The organism is Nonomuraea sp. NPDC050547 (genome assembly GCF_044457345.1).
In the GTDB taxonomy this organism is placed as follows: Bacteria; Actinomycetota; Actinomycetes; order Streptosporangiales; family Streptosporangiaceae; genus Nonomuraea.
Genome location: NZ_JBITGW010000006.1, coordinates 13251 through 36785, shown reverse-complemented (window position 1 = coordinate 36785; position 23535 = coordinate 13251). Strand labels below are relative to the sequence as shown.

Annotated in this window: 20 protein-coding genes; 8 read left to right on the top strand and 12 right to left on the bottom strand. The window is 71.8% G+C overall.

Annotated features, from left to right (window positions below):
• Positions 1-3: 3 nt before the first annotated feature.
• Positions 4-486, bottom strand: a complete 483-nt coding sequence (locus tag ACIBHY_RS16365; RefSeq protein ID WP_184971621.1) for an ATP-binding protein — start codon at positions 484-486, stop codon at positions 4-6.
• A 163-nt stretch (positions 487-649) separates the two neighbouring features.
• Here ACIBHY_RS16365 and ACIBHY_RS16360 point away from each other — a divergent pair, with 163 nt between their 5' ends.
• The 4 genes from ACIBHY_RS16360 to cydB all read left to right on the top strand — a co-directional run bounded on the left by ACIBHY_RS16360 (position 650) and on the right by cydB (position 4304).
• Entirely contained in the window at positions 650-1528 is an 879-nt protein-coding gene (locus tag ACIBHY_RS16360) for a helix-turn-helix domain-containing protein (protein ID WP_397242582.1), read from the top strand.
• A gap of 103 nt (positions 1529-1631) precedes the next feature.
• Positions 1632-1865, top strand: a complete 234-nt coding sequence (locus ACIBHY_RS16355) for a DUF397 domain-containing protein (RefSeq protein ID WP_397242584.1) — start codon at positions 1632-1634, stop codon at positions 1863-1865.
• Positions 1866-1919: 54 nt separating this feature from the next.
• On the top strand, positions 1920-3299 hold the full coding sequence (locus tag ACIBHY_RS16350) for a cytochrome ubiquinol oxidase subunit I (protein ID WP_397307044.1): 1380 nt from the start codon (positions 1920-1922) through the stop codon (positions 3297-3299).
• 9 nt (positions 3300-3308) lie between these two features.
• Positions 3309-4304, top strand: coding sequence for a cytochrome d ubiquinol oxidase subunit II (gene cydB / locus ACIBHY_RS16345; protein ID WP_397242588.1), 996 nt, complete (start codon positions 3309-3311; stop codon positions 4302-4304).
• Positions 4305-4412: 108 nt separating this feature from the next.
• On the opposite strand, the gene ACIBHY_RS16340 is transcribed toward cydB, so the two are convergent.
• From ACIBHY_RS16340 to ACIBHY_RS16325, 4 genes are all read right to left on the bottom strand, one after another.
• Positions 4413-4724, bottom strand: coding sequence for a WhiB family transcriptional regulator (locus ACIBHY_RS16340; RefSeq protein WP_157245964.1), 312 nt, complete (start codon positions 4722-4724; stop codon positions 4413-4415).
• Between the two features lie 101 nt (positions 4725-4825).
• Positions 4826-5695 carry a sucrase ferredoxin gene (locus ACIBHY_RS16335; protein WP_379613724.1) on the bottom strand — a complete coding sequence of 290 codons (870 nt, stop codon included), beginning with the start codon at positions 5693-5695 and terminating at the stop codon, positions 4826-4828.
• 159 nt (positions 5696-5854) lie between these two features.
• A complete protein-coding gene (locus ACIBHY_RS16330; RefSeq protein ID WP_397307043.1) occupies positions 5855-7327 on the bottom strand; it encodes a glycerol-3-phosphate dehydrogenase/oxidase in 1473 nt (490 codons plus the stop codon).
• On the bottom strand, positions 7320-7820 hold the full coding sequence (locus ACIBHY_RS16325; protein ID WP_397307042.1) for a TetR/AcrR family transcriptional regulator: 501 nt from the start codon (positions 7818-7820) through the stop codon (positions 7320-7322). Before ACIBHY_RS16325 ends, ACIBHY_RS16330 begins: the two co-directional genes overlap by 8 nt.
• A 29-nt stretch (positions 7821-7849) precedes the next feature.
• Between ACIBHY_RS16325 and ACIBHY_RS16320 the strand changes: the two genes are divergently transcribed.
• Positions 7850-9406: an FAD-binding oxidoreductase gene (locus ACIBHY_RS16320; RefSeq protein WP_397307274.1), complete on the top strand. Its 1557-nt coding sequence runs from the start codon at positions 7850-7852 to the stop codon at positions 9404-9406.
• A gap of 24 nt (positions 9407-9430) precedes the next feature.
• Here the strand turns inward: ACIBHY_RS16320 and ACIBHY_RS16315 are convergent, their stop codons facing one another.
• Positions 9431-9835: a hypothetical protein gene (locus tag ACIBHY_RS16315; RefSeq protein ID WP_397242594.1), complete on the bottom strand. Its 405-nt coding sequence runs from the start codon at positions 9833-9835 to the stop codon at positions 9431-9433.
• 250 nt (positions 9836-10085) lie between these two features.
• Here ACIBHY_RS16315 and ACIBHY_RS16310 point away from each other — a divergent pair, with 250 nt between their 5' ends.
• Positions 10086-11429 (top strand): metallophosphoesterase family protein, encoded by a 1344-nt coding sequence (locus tag ACIBHY_RS16310; RefSeq protein ID WP_397307041.1) that lies wholly within the window; start codon positions 10086-10088, stop codon positions 11427-11429.
• A gap of 33 nt (positions 11430-11462) precedes the next feature.
• Positions 11463-13040: a bifunctional 3'-5' exonuclease/DNA polymerase gene (locus ACIBHY_RS16305; protein WP_397243785.1), complete on the top strand. Its 1578-nt coding sequence runs from the start codon at positions 11463-11465 to the stop codon at positions 13038-13040.
• Between the two features lie 7 nt (positions 13041-13047).
• Here the strand turns inward: ACIBHY_RS16305 and ACIBHY_RS16300 are convergent, their stop codons facing one another.
• From ACIBHY_RS16300 to ACIBHY_RS16275, 6 genes are all read right to left on the bottom strand, one after another.
• The gene (locus ACIBHY_RS16300; protein ID WP_397242598.1) at positions 13048-14388 is read right to left on the bottom strand and encodes an MFS transporter; all 1341 of its coding nucleotides are present in this window, start codon (positions 14386-14388) and stop codon (positions 13048-13050) included.
• A gap of 253 nt (positions 14389-14641) precedes the next feature.
• Positions 14642-15457 carry an MOSC domain-containing protein gene (locus tag ACIBHY_RS16295; RefSeq protein WP_397242600.1) on the bottom strand — a complete coding sequence of 272 codons (816 nt, stop codon included), beginning with the start codon at positions 15455-15457 and terminating at the stop codon, positions 14642-14644.
• Positions 15458-15686: 229 nt separating this feature from the next.
• On the bottom strand, positions 15687-18065 hold the full coding sequence (locus ACIBHY_RS16290; RefSeq protein WP_397307040.1) for a protein kinase: 2379 nt from the start codon (positions 18063-18065) through the stop codon (positions 15687-15689).
• A 158-nt stretch (positions 18066-18223) separates the two neighbouring features.
• Positions 18224-19612 (bottom strand): DUF1116 domain-containing protein, encoded by a 1389-nt coding sequence (locus tag ACIBHY_RS16285; RefSeq protein WP_397242604.1) that lies wholly within the window; start codon positions 19610-19612, stop codon positions 18224-18226.
• Positions 19609-20916, bottom strand: a complete 1308-nt coding sequence (locus ACIBHY_RS16280) for an FdrA family protein (RefSeq protein ID WP_397307039.1) — start codon at positions 20914-20916, stop codon at positions 19609-19611. Before ACIBHY_RS16280 ends, ACIBHY_RS16285 begins: the two co-directional genes overlap by 4 nt.
• Complete coding sequence (locus tag ACIBHY_RS16275) at positions 20913-21788, bottom strand: DUF2877 domain-containing protein (RefSeq protein ID WP_397242608.1); 876 nt, start codon at positions 21786-21788, stop codon at positions 20913-20915. Before ACIBHY_RS16275 ends, ACIBHY_RS16280 begins: the two co-directional genes overlap by 4 nt.
• A gap of 130 nt (positions 21789-21918) precedes the next feature.
• Between ACIBHY_RS16275 and ACIBHY_RS16270 the strand changes: the two genes are divergently transcribed.
• A complete protein-coding gene (locus ACIBHY_RS16270; protein ID WP_379635093.1) occupies positions 21919-23532 on the top strand; it encodes a PucR family transcriptional regulator in 1614 nt (537 codons plus the stop codon).
• The last annotated feature ends 3 nt before the right edge of the window (positions 23533-23535 follow it).

The following is a 23535-nucleotide window of genomic DNA, read 5'->3' as shown; positions in this document are numbered from 1 at the left end:
GGTTCAGCGCAACGACATGCAGGCCCAGACGAGCTTGTTGGGACCGGGCGGCGTGAGCCAGCCCCACGCGCGGGTGAGTCCCTCGACCAGCGCCAGCCCCCGCCCGAACTCGGCGAAGACGCCGGGAGCCGCGGGCACGGGCGCGGCCCGGCTGTAGTCGCTCACCACGCACGCCAGCTCGGCGGCGTGAGCGAGCAGGCGCAGGTGCAGCGCCCCACCGCCGTGGCGCATGGCGTTGGTGACCAGTTCCGAGACCACGAGCTGGGCGTCGAAGCAGATTTCCGGCGCGCCGCCCCACTCCTTCAGCGTGCGCTCGACGAAGCGCCGTGACGTGGCCACACACGCGGGCTCGAACGCGCTGAGCTCGTGAAACCGGAAGACCGCTTCCTGCCCCTCCGCTCGCCCATGCAGCAGGACGGCGGCCAGCCATGGTGGCGGTACGGGACCAGTGGCGGCTCGCGGACGTGCGTCGAAAGTCGTCATCATGTCCCCGATCTGGTGATCCAGTGCCCATCTTTACCTTGTGTGCTTACAGATGCAAGACTTTTCGTGTTTTACGGATGCAAACCGCAAATGCACGTGCAGATGATCTGTCATGGTATGTCAACGCCATGGGAGACTGGGTGCTTTCGAGAATCGGGGGCCCCGGGTGAGTGCACAGTGGAACCTTCTGTCCGACGGGCAGGGGAGTCCTACGGTCCTGCGCATCCTGCTCGGTACCCAGCTCCGCAACCTCCGTACCGCCCGCGGCATCTCCCGCGAGGACGCCGGCTACGCCATCAGGGCCTCGCACGCGAAGATCTCCCGCCTGGAACTGGGCCAGGTCAGCTTCAAGCAGCGCGACGTGGCTGACCTGCTCACCCTCTACGGCGTGACCGACGAGGCCGAGCGCGCCCCGCTGCTGGAACTGGCCAAACAGGCCAACGCGCCCGGCTGGTGGCACAAGTACGCCGATCTGCTGCCCGCCTGGTTCGAGGTGTACATCGGCCTGGAGGGCTCCGCCTCGCTCATCCGCACCTACGAGAACCAGTTCGTGCCCGGCCTGCTGCAGGTTCCGGCATATGCACGTGCAGTGATCCGGCTCGCCCACGACGAGGCCGAGACCGGCGAACTGGACCGGAGGGTGGCCCTGCGCACGACCCGGCAGCGCCGCCTGTCCGCCGACCCGAGGCTGACGCTCTGGGCGGTCATCGACGAAGCGGTCCTGCGGCGAACGCTCGGCGGCCCCGACGTCATGCGTGAGCAGGTGGAACACCTCCTGGACACCACCGCGGAGCCGAACGTGACACTTCAGGTCATGCCCTTCGACAGGGGCGGCCATGCCGCCGCGGGCGGGCCTTTCAGCATCCTGCGCTTCCCGGAACGCGAACTGCCCGACGTGGTGTACATGGAACAGCTCACCAGCGCGCTCTACCTCGACAAGCCCGCGGAGGCCGAACACTATGTGCAGGTCATGGACCGGCTCAGCGTCCAGGCCGACTCGCCCGCGGAGACCAGGCGCTTCCTCGAAGGCCTGCTCCCGGTGTGATCCACCCCATACGGCAATTTTGGTCATCCCGTATATGGCGATCAGCACGCTCCCGTAATCTGCGCATGCACGTGCATCTGTAAGCACGCAAGGAGTGTCCCCCATGCAAGAGTTCCGCAACGGAACGCCCGCGAGTACCCTGCCCGTCCGCTGGCGCAAGGGCCGCCGCAGCAACCCCAACGGCAACTGCGTGGAGGTGGCGGCCCTGCCGACCGGTGAGATCGCCATGCGCAACTCCCGCTTCCCCGACGACCCCGCCCTGATCTACACGCAGGCTGAAATCGAAGCCTTCGTCCTGGGTGCGAAAGATGGGGAGTTCGACGATCTGATCGCCTGATGGTAGGCGTGTCGTCACAATACGCGTCCGAGCGCCTCCATAGGGTGATCTTTCATGGACGCGCTGGATCTCGCACGTTGGCAGTTCGGTATCACCACGGTGTACCACTTCCTGTTTGTGCCGATCACCATAGGAATGTCGCTGCTGGTGGCGATCCTGCACACGGCGTGGGTCCGTACCGGCAGGGAGCACTATCTCCGGGCGACCAAATTCTTCGGCAAGCTCTTCCTGATCAACTTCGCCATGGGCGTCGTGACCGGGATCGTGCAGGAGTTCCAGTTCGGCATGAACTGGAGCTCCTACTCCCGCTTCGTCGGAGACGTCTTCGGGGTGCCGCTGGCTCTTGAGGCCCTGCTGGCGTTCTTCCTGGAGTCCACGTTCCTCGGGCTGTGGATCTTCGGCTGGGACCGGCTGCCGAAGAAGATCCACCTGGCCTGCATCTGGGTGGTGGCGGTGGGGAGCGCGCTGTCGGCGTACTTCATCCTGGCCGCCAACTCGTTCATGCAGTGGCCGGTCGGCTACAAGCTCGGGGCCGGGCGGGCCGAGCTGGCCGACTTCGGCGCCGTGCTGACCAACAAGGTCGTGCTGGCGGCGTTCCCCCACACGATCTTCGGCGCCTGGCTGTCGGGCGGGGCCGTCCTGCTGGCGGTCTCGGCCTGGCACCTGGCCCGCGGGCGCGACGCCGACGTCTTCCGTCCCACGCTCAAGCTGGGTCTGTGGACCACGCTCGTGGCCTTCGTCCTGGTCTTCTTCTCCGGCGACACGCTGGGCAAGATCATGACGGAGACGCAGCCGATGAAGATGGCCGCCGCCGAGGCGCTCTACGAGACCGCCCAGCCCGCCCCGTTCTCGCTGTTCACCATCGGCACGCTGGACGGCGGGCAGCCGATCTTCCAGCTGGAGATCCCGGGCGCGCTGTCGTACCTGGCCACGGGCTCCTTCGACGGCAAGGTGCAGGGCATCAACGACCTGCAGGCCGAGTACGAGCAGCGCTTCGGCCCCGGCGACTACCGCCCCTACATCCCGGTCACCTACTGGGGCTTCCGCCTGATGATCGGCTGCGGCGCCCTGGCGGCGCTGATAGCACTCGTGCTCCTCTGGCTGACCAGGAAGGGCCGCCTGCCGGACAAGCGCTGGATCTGGCGGGCCGCCGCCTGGTCGGTGGTGCTGCCGGTCGCCGCGCACAGCTTCGGATGGATCTTCACCGAGATGGGCCGCCAGCCGTGGATCGTGTTCACCCAGATGAAGACCGAAGCGGGCGTCTCACCCGCCGTCGGCGCGGGCACCGTCCTCACCTCGCTGATCGTCTTCACGCTCCTGTACGGCGCGCTCGCCGTCGTCGAACTGGGCCTGATGATCAAGTACGGCCGGCGGCCCCCGCCCCAGATCCAGGACAAACCCGAGGGCGACACCACCCTGACCTTCGCCTACTAGGAGAGCCCGATGACGCTGAACGACGTCTGGTTCGTGGCCATCGCCGTCCTGTGGGTCGGCTACTTCGTCCTGGAGGGCTTCGACTTCGGCGTGGGGATGCTCCTGCCGGTGCTGCCCGCCGACCCGGCGGAACGCCGCGTGATGATCAACACGATCGGACCCGTCTGGGACGGCAACGAGGTGTGGCTGATCACCGCGGGAGGGGCCACGTTCGCCGCCTTCCCCGAGTGGTACGCGAGCCTTTTCAGCGGCTTCTACCTGCCGCTGCTCATCATCCTGGTGGCGCTGATCCTGCGCGGGGTGGCCTTCGAGTATCGGGCCAAGCGCGACTCGGCGCGCTGGAAGGCGGGCTGGGACCGCTGCATCGTGGCCGGCTCGTTCGCGCCGGCGCTGCTGTGGGGCGTGGCCTTCGCCAACATCGTGCGCGGGGTGAAACTCGACGCCGACCACGAGTACGCGGGGACGTTCTGGGACCTGCTCAACCCGTACGCGCTGCTGGGCGGGCTGGTGACGCTCACGCTGTTCCTCGCCCACGGCGCGATCTTCCTGTCGCTGAAGACCACGGGGGAGATCAGGCGGCGGGCCAGGTCAGTGGCGCTGCGCACGGGCGTGGTCGCCGCGGCGCTCGCGGTGCTGTTCCTGGGCTGGACGCAGTTCCACGGCGGGACGGTGCTGACCGCCGTGCTGGCGCTGGTGGCGGCGCTGGCGTGGCTGGCCGCGCTCGGCGCGATCGCCAGGGCGCGGGAGGGCTGGTCGTTCACCCTGTCGGCGGTGGCCATCGGGGTCGCGGTGACCAGCTTGTTCGCGGTGCTCTATCCGGACGTGCTGCCCTCGACGCTCGATCCGGCCAACAGCCTCAACGTGCGGAACGCCGCGTCCACGCCGAAGACGCTGGGCATCATGACGTGGATCGCGGTGATCTTCCTGCCGCTGGTGCTGCTCTACCAGAGCTGGACGTACTGGGTGTTCCGCCGGAGGATCGGCGTTCGTGACATTCCTGCCTGATCAGGCAGTTGTTCCGACCGGGTTCGCGGGAGCGCGCACGGGCGCGCTCCGCTCATCGGAACAACTGCGTGATCACGCGGGGAGAATCTGTGGTGCCGGTGGTGAAGTTCAGGCCGCGGAGATGCCGGCGCTGGCGGCGCGGCGCATACGACGGCGACGCTCGCTGGCGCGCTCGTCCTCGTTGAGACCGCCCCACGTGCCGTACTTCTCCGGACGGGACAGCGCGTAGTCAAGGCACTCGTTGCGGACGGGGCAGCCGCCGCAGATCGCCTTGGCCTTCCGCTCGCGTACGTCACGCTCGGGCTGCCGCTCCCCATCGGGGCCGAAGAAGAGCACGAGGTCCTCACCCCGGCACGCGGCATCATCCTGCCATCCCCAGCTGGGGCGCGGGCGGGCGAGCTGCCGACGTACCTGAGACATGAGAAAACCACCTTCGTGAGAGGTATTTCAGTAATTGAGCCGCATTGGACGCTTTCGGCGTCACTGTTCCAACGCAAGGCCTGGCCGTGATGTTCCCGTGATCAGGTGAGGGCGGGCGTGGCGTACCGCACAGGCGTGAGCCTGTCCAGCGAGACCAGCCGGTAGGTGGTGATTTTCTCGGCGCAAGCCGTACCACACGGTGCTTGGAACACCGATGGCTCAACCACAACCTGGATCCGGACGTCTCCGATGCGCACGATGGCTTCGGTGACGTCGCCGTCCGACCTGGCGGATTCCACGGCCACTCCGCCGAGTCCGCACTCTCCCGTATGGGTTCGGGCGAAGTGCTCCGCGGCTTGCAGTGGCTCAGGGATGCCTGCGCGTCCCCGGAAACGGTCGAGAATCACCTCGCCGGACCGGTACGCGTTCGCTGCTGCGAGCGCAGCAGCCTGAGACATGCTGCCGTAGAAAATTCCGTGTGGCAAGCACACGAGGTTGGCGGCGTACCGATCGCCACCAACGTGTGATGTTTCCCACACCCTGTCCGGCAGGAATTCCGCCAGTCCACGAGCGAGGGGTAGTCCAATGCGGGCGCAACACGCATTGCGCTTGGCGTGCGTGCAGACCAGAAATACCGGCTCGTCTTCAAGTATGCAGGACTCCGGGACCACTCCGGCCACCAGCGCGTCCAGGTCAAGATCGTCGGGACCTGCGATGACACCCCCGGCCAGCCAGGGGTTGTCGCCGATCGCATACCCGGCTAGCACACGGATCCCCTGCTCCTGCGGGCGGGTCCGGCGCCCGGGGCGGCGGATCAGCTGCGGCCTGACGCCCCGCGCCACGGCCCGGCGGATCAGCTCGGAGATTTTCGGCGGAAGCGTCCCGTCGTCGACGTGTGAGGGCCAGGCGCCGGAATACTCGATGAGCAGCCAGAGCCGCGCGCCCACCGTCGCGCTGGCGAAGGTGGGCACGCCGCCGGTGTGGCACCCGTCCGGATGATCACAACCCCTGGCCACGTTCCACCCTCCCCCGACGGCAATTTAGGTAAGACTAACCTAACGCCAAGGTAGGGGTCGGCGTGGGGTCGACACGCCGATGAAAAGGATCTTCTTACCCGCGGATCGCGGGTCTCAACCCTTCAGCACGTCACGGGCGATCGGCAGGGCCGCCGCGCGGTCCTCCGGGATCAGGCCGACGCGGGTCCTGCGGTCCAGGAGGTCGTCCTCGTCGAGCGCGCCCTCGTGCTCCACCGCGAAGCGCAGCTCGCCCTTCGTGACGCCCGCTCCGGCCGGTTCGGGCTCCGCCTCGGCATAGGGCCGTACGGCCCGCCCCGTGAGAACCACCTCCGTGGTGACGCATGGCCCGGCGGGCAGCTTCGCCAGCCGTACCGCCCGATCCACGGCATCCTCCGCCATGCGGCGATATGTCGTCAGCTTCCCCCCGACCACCGTGACGAACCCGCCCGCGTCCAGCACCGCGTGCCGCCGCGACAGGTCGGCCGTGCGGCCCGCGCCGTCTCCCCGGGGGGCCAGGAGCGGTCTGAGGCCCGCATAGGCGCCCGCGACCGCCTCACGGGTCACCGGAACCTCCAGGATGCCGTTCAGCACCTCCAGCAACGCCCTGATGTCGTCCTCGGGCGCCTCGGGCACGTCGGGGACGGGTCCGTCCACCGGCTCGTCGGTGAGGCCGACGTAGACGCGGCCGTCGTGCTGGGGCAGGACCAGGGCGAAACGATTGCTCTCCCCCGGAATCGGGACATGCAGCCCGGCCCGCAGTCCCGGCAGCGTCTCGCCGCGCAGGACCAGGTGGGTGCCGCGCGAGGGGCGCAGCGTGACCTCCGGGTTCAGCTGCCCGGCCCACACGCCGGCCGCGTTGATCACGGCGCGGGCCCTGATCGTGAACTCCTCGCCGGTCAGCTCGTCGCGGGCCCGCGCGCCGGTCGGCGTCAGCTCAAGGGCCCGGCACCGGGTCAGGACGCGCGCGCCGTAGGCCGCCGCCGTGCGCGCGATGGCCACCACGAGCCGGGCGTCGTCCTCCAGCCGTCCGTCCCAGGACAGCAGGGCGCCGCGCAGGCCGTACCCGCTCAGAACGGGGGCGGCCTCGCGGGCGCGGACGGCCGTGAGGCGGGAGGGGCCGGGCAGCAGGCGGCGCGGCGTGCGCGCGGCGGCCCGCAGCCCGTCGCCCAGGCGGTAGCCGGTCATGACCAGCGACTCCTGCCCCCTGGAGACGTCAGGGGTCAGCGGCAGCAGGTACGGATGGGCCCTGACCAGGTGGGGCGCGGTGCGGTTCAGCAGGATGCCGCGCTCGACGGCGCTCTCGTAGGCCACGCCCAGTTGCGCCTTGGCCAGGTAGCGCAGCCCGCCGTGGATCATCTTGGAGCTCCACCGCGAGGTGCCGAAGGCCAGGTCGTGCGCGTCGATCGCGGCCACCGACAGCCCGCGCGAGGCGGCGTCCAGGGCCGCGCCCGCGCCCGTCGCGCCCAGCCCGACGACCAGGACGTCGACGGTCCCCTCCGCCGTCCTGGCCAGCTCGGCCGAGCGGCGCGCGGCGTTCAGGGAGGAGGCCTTCGGCGGGGAGGCTCCGGGCGAGGAAGATCTAGGCAAGGTAGCGCTCCAGGAGAGTCGTGAGCTCGGCGTCGAGCGCGTCGTCGCCGAGCATGGTCGGGCCGGACAGCAGGAACGACTGCGCGACCAGCAGGATCGCGCTGGCCTTCGCGCGGTCGCCGACCGCCGGTTCGAGTACGGCCAGGACCGCCTCGTGGGTGGCTCCGGTGCGCTGGAGCAGGTAGGGCAGCAGCATCTCGGGGTCGGCCTCGACGATCTTGCGCAGGAGCGGGTGCCCGCGCAGCGCCCTGACGCCCTCGACCACCGCCTTGACCGGATCGCGCACGTCCAGCTCCTCGACCACCCTGACCCACTCCCTGGTCATCAGGTCGCCCACCAGGCCGCGCACGTCCGGCCAGCGTCGGTAGAGGGTCATCCGGGACACCCCCGCCCGGCGGGCCACGTCGGTCAGCGTCGTGCGCCGCACGCCGTAGGCCAGCACGCACTCGCGGGCCGCGTCCAGCACCCCGTCATTGTGACGAATCGACGTCATGTGTCACAGTGTAGAGCGTGAGTGAACCCATGCTCTGGTCCGGTTGGGGCGATCCCGCCAAGGCGCGCGAGCTCCCCGAGGCGGTCCGCACGCTTCTGCACGACCTGCTCGGCGTGCGCGCGCCCGCCGAGCCCGCCGCCACCCTCTCCTCGGTACGGCTGGCGCCCTCCCGGCTGCCCGAAGCCGCCCTGCACGCGCTGGGCGCGATCACCGGCGCCGCACATGTCGGCACCGGCCACGAGGCCCGCGTGCGCCACGCGCGCGGCAAGTCCACGCCCGACCTGCTGCGGATGCGCGCGGGCGACGGCGCGCACGCCCCCGACGCCGTGGTCTCACCGGCCACGCACGACGAGGTGGCCGCGGTGCTGCGCGTGTGCGCCGAGACCCGGATCGCCGTCGTCCCCTTCGGCGGCGGCACGTCGGTGGTCGGCGCCCTGACCCCGGCCGGCGACGGCTTCACCTCGGTCGTGGCGCTCGACCTCGGCCGGATGGACCGCCTGGTCGCGGTGGACCCGGAGTCGATGATCGCCACGTTCGAGCCCGGCGTACGCGCGCCCGAGGCCGAACGGCTCCTGGCCGGACACGGGCTCACGCTGGGCCACTTCCCCCAGTCCTTCGAGTACGCCACGCTCGGCGGCTTCGCCGCGGCCCGCTCCAGCGGCCAGGCGTCGGCCGGATACGGGCGCTTCGACGACATGGTCGCCGGGCTGACCCTCGCCACCCCCGCCGGGACGCTCGAACTCGGCCGGGCGCCCAAGTCGGCCGCCGGTCCCGATCTCCGCCAGCTCGTGCTGGGCTCGGAAGGCGCGTTCGGCGTCATCACCTCCCTGCGGCTGCGGGTGCGGAAGGCGCCGGCGGAGAAGGCGTACGAGGGCTGGCGCTTCGCCTCCTTCGCCGAAGGCTCCGCCGCCCTGCGGACCCTGGCCCAGCAGGGCCCGCTGCCGACCGTGCTGCGGCTGTCCGACGAGACCGAGACCATGATCGGCCTGGCCAAGCCCGACGCGATCGGCGGCGGCGACAGCGGCTGCCTGGTCATCGCCGGGTACGAGGGCACGGACGTGCGGGCGCGGGCCGAGGCGGCGGGACGGGTGCTGGCCGGGCTCGGCGGCGTCGCGCTGGGCCCGGAGCCGGGGCGGGCGTGGGCGAACGGGCGCTTCTCGGCGCCGTACCTGCGCGACTCGCTGCTCGCCGCCGGCGCCACCGTCGAGACGCTGGAGACGGCCGGGTTCTGGGCGAACCTGCCGCGACTCTACGACGCGGTACGGCTGTCGCTGCTCGGCTCCCTGGGCTCGCCCCTGGTCATGTGTCACATCTCGCACGTCTACGAGACCGGGGCCTCCCTGTACTTCACCGTCGTCACCGCCCAGCACGGGGACCCGGTCGAGCAGTGGGAGCGGGCCAAGGAGGCGGTCGGCGCGGCCATCGTCGAGGCGGGCGGGACGATCTCGCACCACCACGGCGTCGGGCGCGACCACCGCGACGCCTACGCCAGGGAGATCGGGCCGCTCGGGGTGGAGATCCTGCGTGCGGTCAAGGACCGGCTCGACCCCGCGGGCGTCATGAACCCCGGCGCCCTCATCGCCTGACGGCCCGCCGGCGTCCGGCGGCGTCTACTGGCGGATCTTGTCGGCTTCCGTCATGGCCTCGGCGGCTTCGGCGTGGCGCCGCAGGGCGTTGAATATCTCGGCGAGGACGACGAGGGAGACCACGAGCGGCGCGCCGCCCGAGGAGCGGGCCAGGCTGACCGCTTCCTTCGCGAGAGGCAGCGCCCGCGCGGGGCGGCGGCGTTTGAGCAGCATGGTGGCGGCCGTGCGTAAGGAACGGGCGAGCAGGCCGGTGTGCGCCGCCGGGTCGCGGGTGGCCAAAACCCTGCTCATGGCCACCGCCTCCAGGGCGCTGCGCACCCCCGCCCGGCCCCATCCGGACCTGCTCTGGGCGTAGGCCAGCAACCCTTCGACGGCCTCAGCCCCCACTGTGCCGCGCTGGATCGCATCGTCGAAACCGTTACGGGCCATCCCAGCCCCCCTCGTACGGTTGACCGTTGAGCGTACACCATGCGTGTTCTCAGCGGTACGGAGAGTTCGGGGTGCGATTCCGCAAGATCGCGGCAAAGATATGGGCATGGTGGAAGTCGCGGCGGAGCGCGGAAAGCAGCAGTCGTCCCGGACATCGGAGGAAGGCGCCGGATGGCGATGTCAGCAGGTCGGCACTTATCGGGATTTACGGCCAAACAATGACACGTTTTCCTGGCTGCATCCGCGCACTTTGTGGCGTTCCCGCAACGAGATCCTGGCCGGGCTCTTCGGAGACCCGTCCGGCAAGGTACGCCGGCGGTGGATGGAGGCGCAGCTAGCCCGCGGCGTCGACCCCGGCCACCGGATCACGCCGCCGGTCGGCGACACCTTCCAGTTCCTGATCCTGGGCGATCCGGGCGAGGGCGACGCCTCCCAGTACGCCGTGGTGCCGGGAATGCTCAAGCTGGGCAAGGGCACGGCGTTCGCCGTCATCGCCAGCGATGTCATCTATCCGACGGGTTCGGGAAACGAGTACGGGGACAAGTTCTTCCGTCCGTATCAGGCCTATGACGCGCCGATCTACGCCATTCCCGGAAACCACGACTGGTATGACGGGCTCGGCGGGTTCATGCGGGTCTTCTGTGACGCGGACCCTTTGCGGCCCACGCCCGACCGGGGACTGCGCGGGCTGCTGTGGCGCAAGCCGGAGAAGATCGACGAGGACCGCCTGGCCGAGGCGCGCGAGTTGCGCGGGTCGCCGAACCAGCGGTCGGTCCAGCCGGGCCCCTACTGGGTGATCGAGAGCGAGAGCCTGCTCGTCGTCGGCATCGACACCGGCATCAAGGGCGTGATCGACAAGGCTCAGGTGGAGTGGCTGCGCCGCGTCTCGCTCGACCCCCGCCCGAAGATCCTCGTGACCGGCAAGCCCATCTACACGCGCAACGACTACAAGCCCTCGCCGCTGGAGGGCGGCGGGACCGTCGACGACATCGTCCGCGACCCCGCGTACCGCTACGTCGCCGCCATCGGCGGTGACGTGCACAACTACCAGCGCTACCCCGTACGCGTCGGCGACCGCGTGATCCAGTACGTCGTCACCGGCGGCGCCGGGGCCTTCATGCACGCCACGCACACGATCAGGCGCGTGGACGTGGCCGGCGTGCACGAGGACGACTTCCGCTGCTACCCGCTGCGCGGCGACTCGCTGTCGTTCTACAGCCAGCTGTACGCGCGGCGGCTGCGCATGAAGTGGCTCTACCTCACCCCGGCCGAGGCCGCCTGCATCATGGTCGGCCAGATCGGCAACACGCCGGTCCGCTCGCTCAACGCCACCACCGTGGTCACCCGGCGGATGCGGTGGGCGGCGCGGATCCTGGGCGCGTATCCGTGGCCGTTCCGGCTGCCGGTCGACAAGGTGTTCCACCGCTATCTGTCCGAACTGTCCGACTGGGACGAACCGCCGTTCTTCAAGCAGTTCCTCCACCTGTCGGTGACGCCGGGACAGCTGACGGTGCGCTGCTTCGCCGCCACGGGCTGCCTGCCCGCCGAGCAGGACCCGCCGCTCGAGGACGAGGTGGTCATCGGATTGTCGTAGTGACCTGGCACTCTGGGGTGCGTGTACGCGGTGATGGCGGGGGAGGCGATCCGCACCCTCCCCGAGGAGAGCGGCTCCGCAGGGGCGGGGGCCGCGTTCCTGGAGCGCGTGGAGGCGGTGGAGCGCGCCCGCCCGCGATGGGTGTGGGCCGACACGCGGGAGTCCTACCCGCCGCTGCTGTCGGCCGGGCGCCGCGTGTCGCGCTGCCACGACATCACGCTCACCGAGAACCTGCTGCTGGCCCACGAGGGCCGCTACGGCGAGGCCCGCTCGGCCGAGGCCGCCCACGCCAGGCTGCGCGGCCTGCCGGTCCCCGACGACGGCGACGGCCCCGCCGCCAGGCAGGACACCCTGTTCGAGCCCGAGCGCAGAAGACTCGACACCGGCGAGCTCGCCGACGTCCTCGACGACCAGCTCAGGCGCATCGACGCCCTGCCGGAGCCCGGCCGCTTCCGCCTGCTGGTGGCCGCCGAGTCCGCGGGCGCGCTGGTCGCCGCCGAGATGGCCCGCGACGGCATGCCGTGGCGGCGCGACGTCCACGACGCCCTGCTGACCGAGATGCTCGGCCCCCGCCCCGTCCACGGCATGCGCCCGGCCAAGCTGCAGGCGCTGGCCGACGAGGTGTCGGCGGCGTTCGGGCACGCGGTCAACCCCGACTCGGTGCAGCAGCTCGTCAAGGCGTTCAAGGGGGCGGGCCTGGCGATCAAGTCCACGCGCTCGTGGGAGATCAAACAGCTCGACCATCCCTCGGTACGCCCGCTGCTGGCCTACAAGGAACTGGCCCGCCTCTACTCCTTCCACGGCTGGGTCTGGGCCGACCAGTGGGTCCACGACGGCCGCTTCCGCCCCGAGTACGTCGTCGGCGGCGTCGTCTCCGGCCGCTGGGCCACCAGCGGCGGCGGCGCGCTGCAGATCCCGAAGGTCATGCGCAAGGTCGTGGTGGCCGACGACGGCTGGACGCTCGTCGTGGCCGACGCCGCCCAGCTGGAGCCGCGCGTGCTGGCCGCGATGGCGGGCGACGCCGGGCTGGCCGGGGCGGCGGGCGAGATCGATCTCTACTCGGCCCTGGCCAAGTCGTTCGGCGGCGAGCGCGACCAGGCCAAGCTCGCCATGCTCTCCGCCATGTACGGCGGCACCAGCGGCGACGCGCCCAAGCTCCTGGCCGTGATGCGCCAGCGGTTCCCGAAGGCCTACCACTTCGTCGAGGACGCGGCCAAGGCGGGAGAGGAGGGCAAGCTGGTGCGTTCGTGGCTGGGCCGTACCTCGCCGCCGCCGTCCCAGCGCTGGCGTGACCTCGTGTCCGGCCCCGACGGCGTCCGCGCCGCCCGCGACCGCGGACGCTTCACCCGCAACTTCGTCGTCCAGGCCACCGCGGCCGAGTGGGCGCTGGCCCTGCTCGCGGTGCTGCGCGGGCGGCTGCCCGAGGCGGCGCGCCTGGTGTTCTTCCAGCACGACGAGGTGATGGTGCACTGCCCGCTGCCGCTGGCCGAGGAGGTCATGGCCGCCGTGACCGCCTCCGCCGCCGAGGCCAGCCGCCTGCTGTTCGGTCAGACGCCGGTGCGCTTCCCCATGGAGTCGGTGTCCGTCCCCTGCTACTCCGACGCCAAGTGACCCGTGGTCAGCGGCGGGTGGTGACGTAGAGCCAGACGCCGGCGGCCGTGACCATGACGCCGACGACCAGGCCCAGGATGCCGTAGGACAGGCCGCCCACGATGGCGCCGGCGACGACGGTGCCGGTGGCGCCGCAGATGTTCATGATCAGGTCGGACAGCCCCTGGACGGCCGGGCGGCGGTCCAGCGGCACGGACTCGGTCACCAGCGCCGACCCCGCCACCAGCCCGCACGACCAGCCGAGGCCCAGCAGGACCAGGCCGGCGGTGACCTGCCAGACGCTGTGCTGCGCGGTCCCGGCCAGCACCGCGGAGGCGAGCAGGAGCGACATGCCGAGGATGAGCACGGGCACCCGGCCCGCCTTGTCGGCCAGCCAGCCGACGACCGGCGACAGCATGTACATGCCGGCGATGTGCAGGCTGATCACCAGGCCGATGACGTCGAGGCTGGAGCCGTCGTGGTGCAGCTTCACCGGCGTCATGGACATGACCGAGACCATCGCCGTGTGGCTGATCGCGATCATCACGAGCGCCCGCCTGGCCATGGGGGTGGTGCGCAGGGTGCGCCAGCCGTTCCGCAGCGCCTTGTCCTGTACGGCGGGCCGCGCGCCCGACGCGCCCGGTCCGGTCGGCCCGCCTCGCGCGCCCGGCCTGGTCGGCTCGCCCGGTTCGGTCGTCGCGTTCCGTTCGGTCGGTTCGGTCAGTGAGCGGGCCAGTTTGAGCGGGTCGGGACGCAGACCGGCCGCCACGACCAGCCACGCGAGCGCGAAGGCCAGGGCGGAGAAGGCGAAGGGACCGGCGTTCGCGACCAGGCCCGCGGACATGCCGACGTGGTCGGCGGGCTTGGCCAGGTTCGGGCCGGCGACGGAGCCGACGGTGGCCATCCAGACCACGAGCGACAGGTGGCGGGCGGCGTGGCCCTTGGGTGACAGGTCGGTGGCGGAGTAGCGGGCGGCCAGGTTGCCCGCGCTGCCGCCGCCCACCAGGACGAGGCCGACGAGCAGGAGCGGCCAGGACTCGATGGTGATCGCCAGGACGGAGAGCGCGCATCCGGCGGTGGCGGCGACGTAGGCGAGCGAGAGGCCGGCGCGGCGGCCGCTCCTGGCGGCGGTTCTGGCGATGGGGAGGGCGAGCAGTGCGGCGCCGAGGACGGTGGCGGTGCCGGCCAGGCCGCTGATGACCGTGGACCCCGAGAGCTGGTCGACCACCACGGAACTCAGCGCGAGGCCGACCGCCACACCGACGCCGCCGACGATCTGGGCGATCGACAGGACGGCGAGGGTGCGTCGCTGGATGCCGCGGACGTCGGTGGGCGATGAAATGTCGCGCTTTGTTGGGGTATCGGTCACCGGTGAAGTGTCCCATACCACCGGAAAGCTGCTATTTACGGGCTGGGTGGGGTGGGTGTGGGGGATCGGTGGGCGACCTGCCCGGACGTCCTGATGGACGGGTTTGTGGGTGAGAGTCGCTGGTGGGCGGATCGGCTGATCGGGTGTCGTCTAGACGACCCGTCCGGGCTTTGGCAGCGCCCGTGCCGGAGTTGCCCGCTCGTGGGGTGTCTTCGCGCCCGGGGTGGTTCCTGGGCGGTGTGGGTGAGGCTGCCTACAGGGGGGTGACCGGGTCGTTCAGGCTGATGTGGCCGGGGGCGTCGGGGATGAGATTGATGCCGAACCAGACCTTGCCGTCCCACTTGCGGTGCCTGGACAGAGTGCGGATGGGTTCCTTGCCCTTGGTGTAGGTGCCCGGGTCGATGGTGGTCAGGACGCAGCGGTCACAGCCCTTGGTGACACGGAAGTCGAGGTCGCCGATGCGTACCCGCTTCCACTGGTCCTCGGCGAACGGCTTCGTCACCCCGTCCACCACCACGTTCGGGCGGAAACGGCGCATCGGGAGAGGTTCCGGCAGATCCTCGCCGCGCTCGGCGGCGGTCTCGGCGATCCAGTCGTTCAGCTGGGCGAGGGAGGTCGTGGTCGTGAGATGCAGCGGGTAGGCGTCGGCCAGGCTGACCCGGTCGTCCGGCCTGCTGTACTCGGGATCGATCGGGCGGCGGGTCGGGTCGTCGAGCCACTTCAGGCGGGCCGGGCGATCCAGCAGCGCCGACAGCCAGGCGGCCGCCTCGTCGCCGCAGTCGCGCAACTCCACGACGGTACGCACGACCGTGACAGCGGTCATCGACGCGGCCGGCCGTACCAGGAGGGGGTCGGCGTGCGGGCCGGTCAGCGTCAGTGTGCCGCCCGCGACCTCGGCCCGGCAGGCGAGCAGCATCGGGAACTGGCGCGCGGTGATCATCTCACCATGCTCGTCCACCACCAGGTACCGCCGATCATCGGCCAGCCCCCACGGCTCCACCTCGGTGCGGTCGAGGTCATGACCCTGGGTGGACTTGATCGGATAGACATGAAGCGCGTGCACCCTCATGTCCGCACCGTACAGGCCGGCGTTCCCTTCACGGTACGCCCGCCGAAACGCGGCACCGGAAGCCGCGACCAACCCGCCCGGGTGTCCGCCTCACGGACCGGCCCCATCCCGGCGGGCTCCGCCGCCCGGGTCTCCGGGCGGAGATCGTCGTGATCCGGACGGGCCGCGAGGGGCGCCGGGGCCGGCCAGGGGTGCACGGAGCCCGCCGGGGCGGTGCCGGGGGCGCGGATCAGGTGGCCGGGCGGAAGGTGTTCAGGAAGGTGTTGCGGGTTTCGGTCTGGTCGTCCCACTTGAGCTCGGGGATGGCGAAGGTGATCTTGTAGGCGGCGGCATCGTCGATGCTGACGAAGCGGGTCAGGGCGTGCATGGGGACCCCGTTCCCCAGCGCGTAGGTGTACTCCCAGTCGGCCGACTTCCAGCCGCGCCACTCCAGGGCCTGGAGCTGTACCTGGATGTAGCCCTCGACGCCGCCGTCCGCCTCCTCCTTGGACAGTTCGGCCACGCCGCCGTCCGGCTGCGGGGCCGTCTGCTGGACGGTGATCTTCATGCCCGAGTCCTTGGGGCCGGTGAACGTGGCGCCGCCGCTGGTCGTCGCGGCCTTCCACGTGCCGGGCAGGGCCGCGGTGAAGCCGGCGGCGGTGTGTTCCTTGTAGCCGTCGGGGACGGTCGCCACCGAGGGCTCCGGTGCCGTGCTCGACGACGATGTCGGCGCGCCGCTCGCGGTCGTGGGCGGGGTGGGGGTGCCACCCGAGGTCAGGAGCCAGATCGCCACCGCCGCCGCGCCCACGCCGGCCAGGGCGGTCACGATGAGGCGCGCGGTGGGGCGGCCGTCGCGCATCCACCCGGAACCGTCGTCGGCCGGTCGTCTGCGGCTCCTGGTCAGGCGTTCCGGCGCCTTCGAGTCACGGCTCGCGCCGAGGCCGCGGGACAGATCCCTGGACTGTTCGCGTAGGTCGTCCGCGGAGGCCAGCGGCCAGGGCGCGCTTCGGACGTCGCTGGTCAGCGGCAAGATCGGCTGAGGCCCCGACACACCCCCGAACGTCGGCTGCACGATCCCCGGCCCCGACACCGACTCCAGGGAGGGCGGCCCGGAGGGCGAGCGCAGGTCGTGCGAGCCCGACGGCGAGCGCAGGTCGTGCGGGCCGGAGGGGGTGCGGAGGTCGTGCGGGCCCGAAGGTGAGCGCAGGTCGTGGGCGCCCGGCCCGGAGTGGACACCCGGCCCGGGGTAGGCACCTGATCCCGTGCGGGTGCCTGGCCCGGAGTGGGGACTCGGCGCCGGGTGGCCGCCGGACGGTGCGTGGCCGCCCGGCTGTGGATGGCCGGTCAAGGGGGAGTGGCCGGTCGAAGGGGAGTGGCCGGTTGATGGGGAGTGGCCGGTGGTTGGGGGGCCGGGGGTGGCGGGTGGGAGGTGGGGGAGGTGGTCCTGGGTGCCGGTGAGGGAGTCGTAGCCGCCCGCGGGGAGCGGGCCGGAGTGGCTGGTGAAGGCGTCGAAGGATCCGGGCTGCCGGATCTGCTGCGTGTTGTGGCTGCCGGAAGGGCTGTCGAGGCCGTCGTAGGGCATGACGTAGCCGCCGGACGGGCTCTTCAGCGGGTCGTACGGCACGCGTACCGGCCCGGAGGGCGTCTCCACGATCCGCGACGGCATCGGCCCCGACGGCGGCTCCAGCGGAGGCAGCAGCCCGACCGGCGTCGGGTCGGCCCGGGTGGGCAGGCCACTGGCCTCGGGGCCGCGCGGCGGCCGGGAGCCGTGGGCGTGCAGGACCTTCTCCAGTTGCTCGGCGACCTGGGCGGCGGCCATGCGCTCCGCGGGGTTCTTGCGCAGGAGGCCCTCGATGACGCCCAGCAGGGCTCCGGCCCGCTGCGGCCTGATCGGGTCCTGGGTCAGGACGGCGCCGAGGACGGCGATGGCGTCGGGCCCCTCGTACGGCGGGCGGCCCTCGACGGCGGCGTACAGCGTGGCGCCGAACGACCACAGGTCGGCCGCCTGCGTGATGGGCTGGCCGGACAGCCGCTCCGGCGGGATGTAGGCCGGCGAGCCCATGAGCAGCCCGGTCTGGGTGATGGTGACGTCGCCCTCGATGGCGGCGATGCCGAAGTCGGTCAGGACGACCCGGTCGGAGGTCAGCAGTACGTTGCCGGGTTTGACGTCGCGGTGCAGGATTCCGGCGGCGTGCGCGTGCCGCAGCGCGTCGAGGACCCGGATGCCGATCTCGGCGGCCTGGATGACGGGCAGGGGGCCGCTCTGCCGTACGGCCTGCTCCAGCGACCACGCGCGGACCAGTTCCATGACGATCCACGGCCGCCCGTCCTCCTCGACGACGTCGTGGACGGTGACGATGCCGGGGTGGGTGAGGCGCGCGGCGGAGCGGGCCTCGCGCAGCATGCGGCGGTTGGCGACCTGGGTGCCTGAGTGGTCGAGGCCGTAGGGGAGGATCAGCTCCTTGACCGCGACGGCGCGGTCGAGCAGCACGTCATGGGCGTGCCACACCATGCCCATGCCGCCGCGCCCCACCGGCGACATCAGGCGATAGCGCCGGCCGATCAGTCGGCCCTGGCTCTGCGGAACGCCCTCGGCGCCTGGCCCGCTGAGCACGCGGTCGGCTGACATCTCCCGCCCCCATCTCCAGCCTCATCGGTAACACGATACTTCTAGATTATGAGGTTCGACACGATATAGGCAGTTGATTGACGAACGGAAGTTGAACGCTGACATATCGTCTAAAAGTGCTGTCTGACCTGCGCAAACGTGGTATTTGAATGGATCACTTACTGAATTGCGGCCCGCTTGGTCAATGCCGCCAGCGCTTTGGTGAACGCCTCGGCCGGAGGGCTCACCAGCCCCGCGCCCACCTGCCCCGTCCCCGCCACGCGGCCCGCGATCCCGGTGTTGACCACCGGCAGCACACCGGTCCTGGCCACGAGCGTGACGTCGATGCCCACCGGCGTCCCGCGGAACCCCAGACCCGGGATCTGGTAGGCGGGATGCTCGGCCAGCGTGATCTCGTACATGGACCGGGTGGCCGCCACCGCGTCCCCCACCTCGCCGCCCACGAAGCGCACGATCGCCGGGGAGGCCGCCATCGCGAAGCCGCCCAGGCCCGCCGTCTCGGTGATCGTCGAGTCGCCGATGTCCGGGTTGGCGTCGGCGGGGCCGTACGCGCCGAGATAGAGGCCGTCGGGCACCCCAGCGGGCCCCGTGAACCACCGCGAGCCCAGCCCCGAGACCTGCACCCCGAAGTCGGTGCCGTTGCGCGCCATCGCCACCACCAGCGACGAGCCGGGGATGTCGCGCGCCGCGTCCGTGCTCGCCTTGGCGGCGGCCATCCCCGCGTTGAGGAAGAAGTGGTCGTTGCCGCCGGCGAAGCGCAGCACCTCGGCCGCCGTGCCCGGAGCCGACTCGACCAGGGCCGGGGCCAGCTCGCGCAGCAGCAGGGACGTGGCGGCGCGGTTGCGGTTGTGGAGCTCGTCGCCCATCTGCAGCGCCTGCGCGATCAGCGCGCCCAGGTCGATCGGCCCGCTCACCCGCAGCGCCGCCGCCAGCGCGGGGCCCAGCACCGCGTCCATCCAGCGCAGCCGGTCGAGCACCTCGGGTCCGTAGGCGCCGTAGCGCAGGACCTTGCCCAGGCCCTCGTTGAGCGAGCAGTACGCGGCGCCGCCGTGCTCCTCGTCGCGTACCTCGAACATCCACATCGACGGGCTGACCACGCCCGCCATCGGGCCGACCGCGCGGTGGTGGTGGCAGGGTTCGAGCGCGATCCGGCCCTCGGCCAGCAGGGTGGCGGCCTCGCGTTCGCCGGTGGCCCAGCCCTCCAGCAGCGTCGCGCCGATCAGGGCGCCGCGCATCGGTCCTGACGCCCGGTCCCAGGTGATGGGCGGGCCGGCGTGCAGAAACGTACGCGCCGGGAGGTCGAGCGCCTCCGCGGCCCGCCGTACCCCGGCCAGGTGGGGGCGCGCGGAGGTCAGGCGGCGAACGGCCCGCTCGTTGGCGGCGGCCCGGCGCGGATCGGCCAGCACCCGCGTCAGCGCCTCGGCGGTGCCCGGCAGCGGCGGCCGCCACGCGACGGCGGTCCGCGGCACCGCCTGCGCGTCCAGGGCCTCGCCCAGAAGCTCGGCGCCGACCGTGATGACCCGTGGCGGGCCGGACAGAAGGCTCACAGCAGGCTCCTGGCGTGCCGGGCGGCTTGGGCGTTGGAGGTGAAGACGGCGGCGCCGGCCTCGCGGAAGGCGGCGGCCTGCCTGCGCAGGTCCTGCGGGTCGCCCTCGCTGCCGATCAGCGCCACGACGACCGTGGCGGGGCAGCGGGCGACGGCGTGCGCGTAGGAGGCGGCGGGATCGGGGTCGGCCCCGTGGCCGAGCACGACGTCCATCAGCACCACGTCCCCCTCCGCGACCGCGGCCAGCGCCTCCAGCCGCAGCGTCGGGTCGATCATCGGATGCGGCCGGCCACGCGTGTAGGCGTCGTCGCCGTAGTCGACGAACTCGCCGGTGCCCGCCACGCCCTCGGCCTCGGCGCAGAGCGTCCCGCCCGAGTAGATGCCGCGCAGCGTGCCGGTGGCCGTCCTGCCCGCCCACGCGGGCCAGGCGGGCCACTCGGGCACGGCCCGCCCCAGTTCCTTGAGGACGCGCTCGGCCGTGGCCGTCAGATCCGCCGACGCCTCCACGAACCTCTTCGCCGGTACGGCCGGCCGTACCGCGGGCTGCTTGGACACCAGCACGATCAGCTCGGTGGCAGGATCCTCGTCCAGCATCGCGAGCGCCCGGTTGGCCGAGCGCCCGCCGACCTCCGGCGACAGGTCCCGCCCGCCGACGCCCAGCACGTGGCTGACGCCGACCCCGGCCAGGTCCAGCAGGCACGACAGCTGCTGGGCGCCGGTGCCGGAGGCGGCCACGATGCCCACGGGGCCGGGCCGCAGGACGTTCGCGAAGCCCAGGCCCACCCCGGCGATCACCGCGGTGCCGCAGTCGGGCCCCATGACCAGCACGCCCTTCTCCGCGGCCAGGTCCTTCAGCGCGACCTCCTGCTCAACGGGCACGCCGTCGCTGAAAACCATGACCGGCAGCCCCGCCTCGACGGCGTCAACCGCCTCCGCGAACGCGTGCTCGCCCGGCACCGACACCAGCACCACCCCGGCCTCGGTACGGCGGGCGGCCGACCGGGTGGTGAGCGGCGGCTGGTCGCTGTCGGCGGCGGCGACGGGGGCGTGCGCGGACAGGAGCGCGTCGAGCTCGGCGTGGGCGGCGGCCGCGCGCTCGCCCCTGACCGCCACCAGCAGGTCGGCCGGGTCGGCCGCGGGCAGCTCGAAGCCCAGGTCGCGGGCCAGATCGAGGTTGAGCGGCGTGGCCATGGCGACCACGGCCACCTCCACGCCGTCGAGGTCGGCCAGGGTCTTGCTGATCCGCATCAGCGTGACGGAGTCGCGGTAGACGCCCTTGCGCAGGACCACCTCGTCCGCGCTCACCTGGCAACCGCCAGCGCGGGCGGCACCGGGTCGGCGGCCAGCGCGCGGACGGCCGCCAGCCCGATCCCGATGCCCTGGGCCAGATCGGCGCCCGAGGTGTGGCCCAGGCGGCACAGCCTGGACACGGCCGGGTCCAGAGCGCCGCGGCCGGTCAGCGCGCGCAGCACCCCGGTCACCTCCGGGCACGACTCGCCGCGCGCGGCGCAGTGCAGGAGCGTCGCGGACAGCGGCGTGGTCCTGGTGCGGGCGTCGTAGGCGACGGTCGCGGCCAGCCAGTCGGCCAGCCAGACCGCCCGCTCCACTCCGGCGGCCCTGCCCAGGTGGCGCAGGGTCACCAGCAGCCCGGCCAGGACGTCGTCGCCGCTCGGGGTGAGTCCGGGGCCGAGACCCATCAGCTGCTCGGCGGCGGTCACGACGCCCAGGAGCCGGCCTCGGCCGCAGGACTCGGCCAGTAGTTCTATCGCCTGGTGACCGGCCAGGCCGGGTGCCGGGCGTACCGGATCCAGGGATACGGCCAGCCGTACCGGATCGACGGGAGGCAGGGGCGGGGCGGGGTCCCACCAGCGGCGGGCGCGCAGACTGAGGCGGCCGAGCTCGATCGTGCCCTCGCCCACCGACGCGTCGTCACCCACCGTGACGTGCGGCAGATCGGCGGCGAGCAGGACCGAGTTGGGCAGGCGGGTGGCCTCGCCGGTGATGATCGCGATCACCGACGGTTCCAGATCGGTCCTGACCTCCAGGTAGATGCCGGCCGGGAACGCGGCGAGCACGCGGGCGCGGCGTCGCGGCGACTCCAGGACCGGGCGCACAGCGGCGCTGGCCGCACCGGTCACGTGGGTGCGGGCACGCCTGGGATGTGTACTGACCGTCACCGGGCCTCCCTTCCGACCTTGGACCTGACCGTAGAACGGCCCCACGACACCCCGTACGGAGAAATTTGCCAACAGTGACGGAGAAGGTTGGCTCTTCCTGACAGACCGCTTCTGGGGTCACAATCACCACATGGAGCCCCCCGTTCGCCTGGCCAGCACGGGCACGATCATCCACGGAGTCTCCGTCGGGGAGGTGCTGGGCGTCTCGACCCTCGCCGACGCCCGCCTGATCGCCGGGGAGAGCGGGCTCGGCCGCATCGTGCAGCGCCTCAACGTCATGGAGGTGCCCGACATCCTGGCCTGGGTGAAGCCGCACGAACTGCTGCTCACCACCGGCTACCCGCTGCGCAACACGCCGCAGTCGCTCGGCCGGCTCGTCGCCGACCTCGACGAGCGCGGGCTGGCCGCGCTGGCCATCAAACTCGGGCGCTACGTGGACGAACTGCCGGGGGAGATGGTCGAGCAGGCCGACCGGCTGGGGTTCCCGCTGATCATCCTGCCGAACGACGTCGGCTTCGACGACATCCTCAACCAGGTGCTCACCGACATACTCAACCGGCAGGCCGCCGTCCTCGCCCGCGCGGAGGAGGCGCACCGGGCGCTGGTGCAGGTCGTGCTGGCCGGTGGCGGGCTCAACGAGGTGACCGCCGAGGTGGCCGCGCTGCTCGACGTCGCGGTGGCCGCCGTCGACGGCAGCGGGCGGGTGCTCGCCGCCGCCGGGCCCTCCGACCACGTGGCGGCCTTACGCGAGTCGATCGCGCGCGAAGGGCCGCCGGCTCCGGCGCCCGTCGACCTCCCCGGTACGGCCGGCCGTACCCTGGCCTCGGTCCCCGTGGTCGCCGGCGGGCACCACCACGGCCGGATCATCGCCTACAGCCCGACCGGCGCGATCCGCGACAGCGACATCGGCATACTCGAACGCACCGCCACCGTCGCCGCCCTGGTCGTCACCCGGCAGGAGGCGGTCAACGCGGTCGAGAGCAAGTACCGCGCGGACTTCCTGCGCGACGTCCTCACCGGCCGGGCCGGCGGCGCCGAACGCATCAGCGCGCGGGCCCGCGCCTTCGGCTGGGACCTGGAGCGGCCCGTGACCGTCCTGGTGGCCGAGCTGGACCCCGACGGCGACGAGCGCAGCGCCCAGGACCGCATGGTCAACGGGTGGACCGCCGCCGTGCGCAGGCACGACCCGCGCGGCGCCGTCGCGGGCTTCTCCCACGAGGTCGTCGCCGTCGTGGACGCCGCCCTGGACGCCTCCCGCGTGGCCAAGGACGCCGCCGCCGCCCTGGCCGACGCCCTTCCCGCCACGTTCTCGACCGGGACCTCCCGCCGCTGCACCGCCCCCGCGACCCTGCCCGAGGCCTACTCCCAGGCGCTGAAGGCGGCCAGGGTCGGGCGCCAGCTCCACGGCCCCGGCGCGGTCGCCCAATTCGACCAGCTCGGCGTGTACCGGCTGCTGTCGCTGGTCAACGACACCGACGAACTGCACGCCTTCGTCCGCGAGACCCTGGGCCCGCTGGCCGGCGACGACGACGCGGAGAACGGCGACCTGCGGCGTACCCTGCAGGTCCTGCTGGAGACGAACCTCAACGTGGCCGAGACGGCGCGCAGGCTGCACTTCCACTACAACACGCTGCGCTATCGGATCGGGAAGCTGGAGCGCATGCTCGGCAACTTCACCGAGGACCACCACCTGCGGCTCAACCTCACCCTGGCCCTGCACGTCCTGCGGATGCGGGGCATCTAAGCT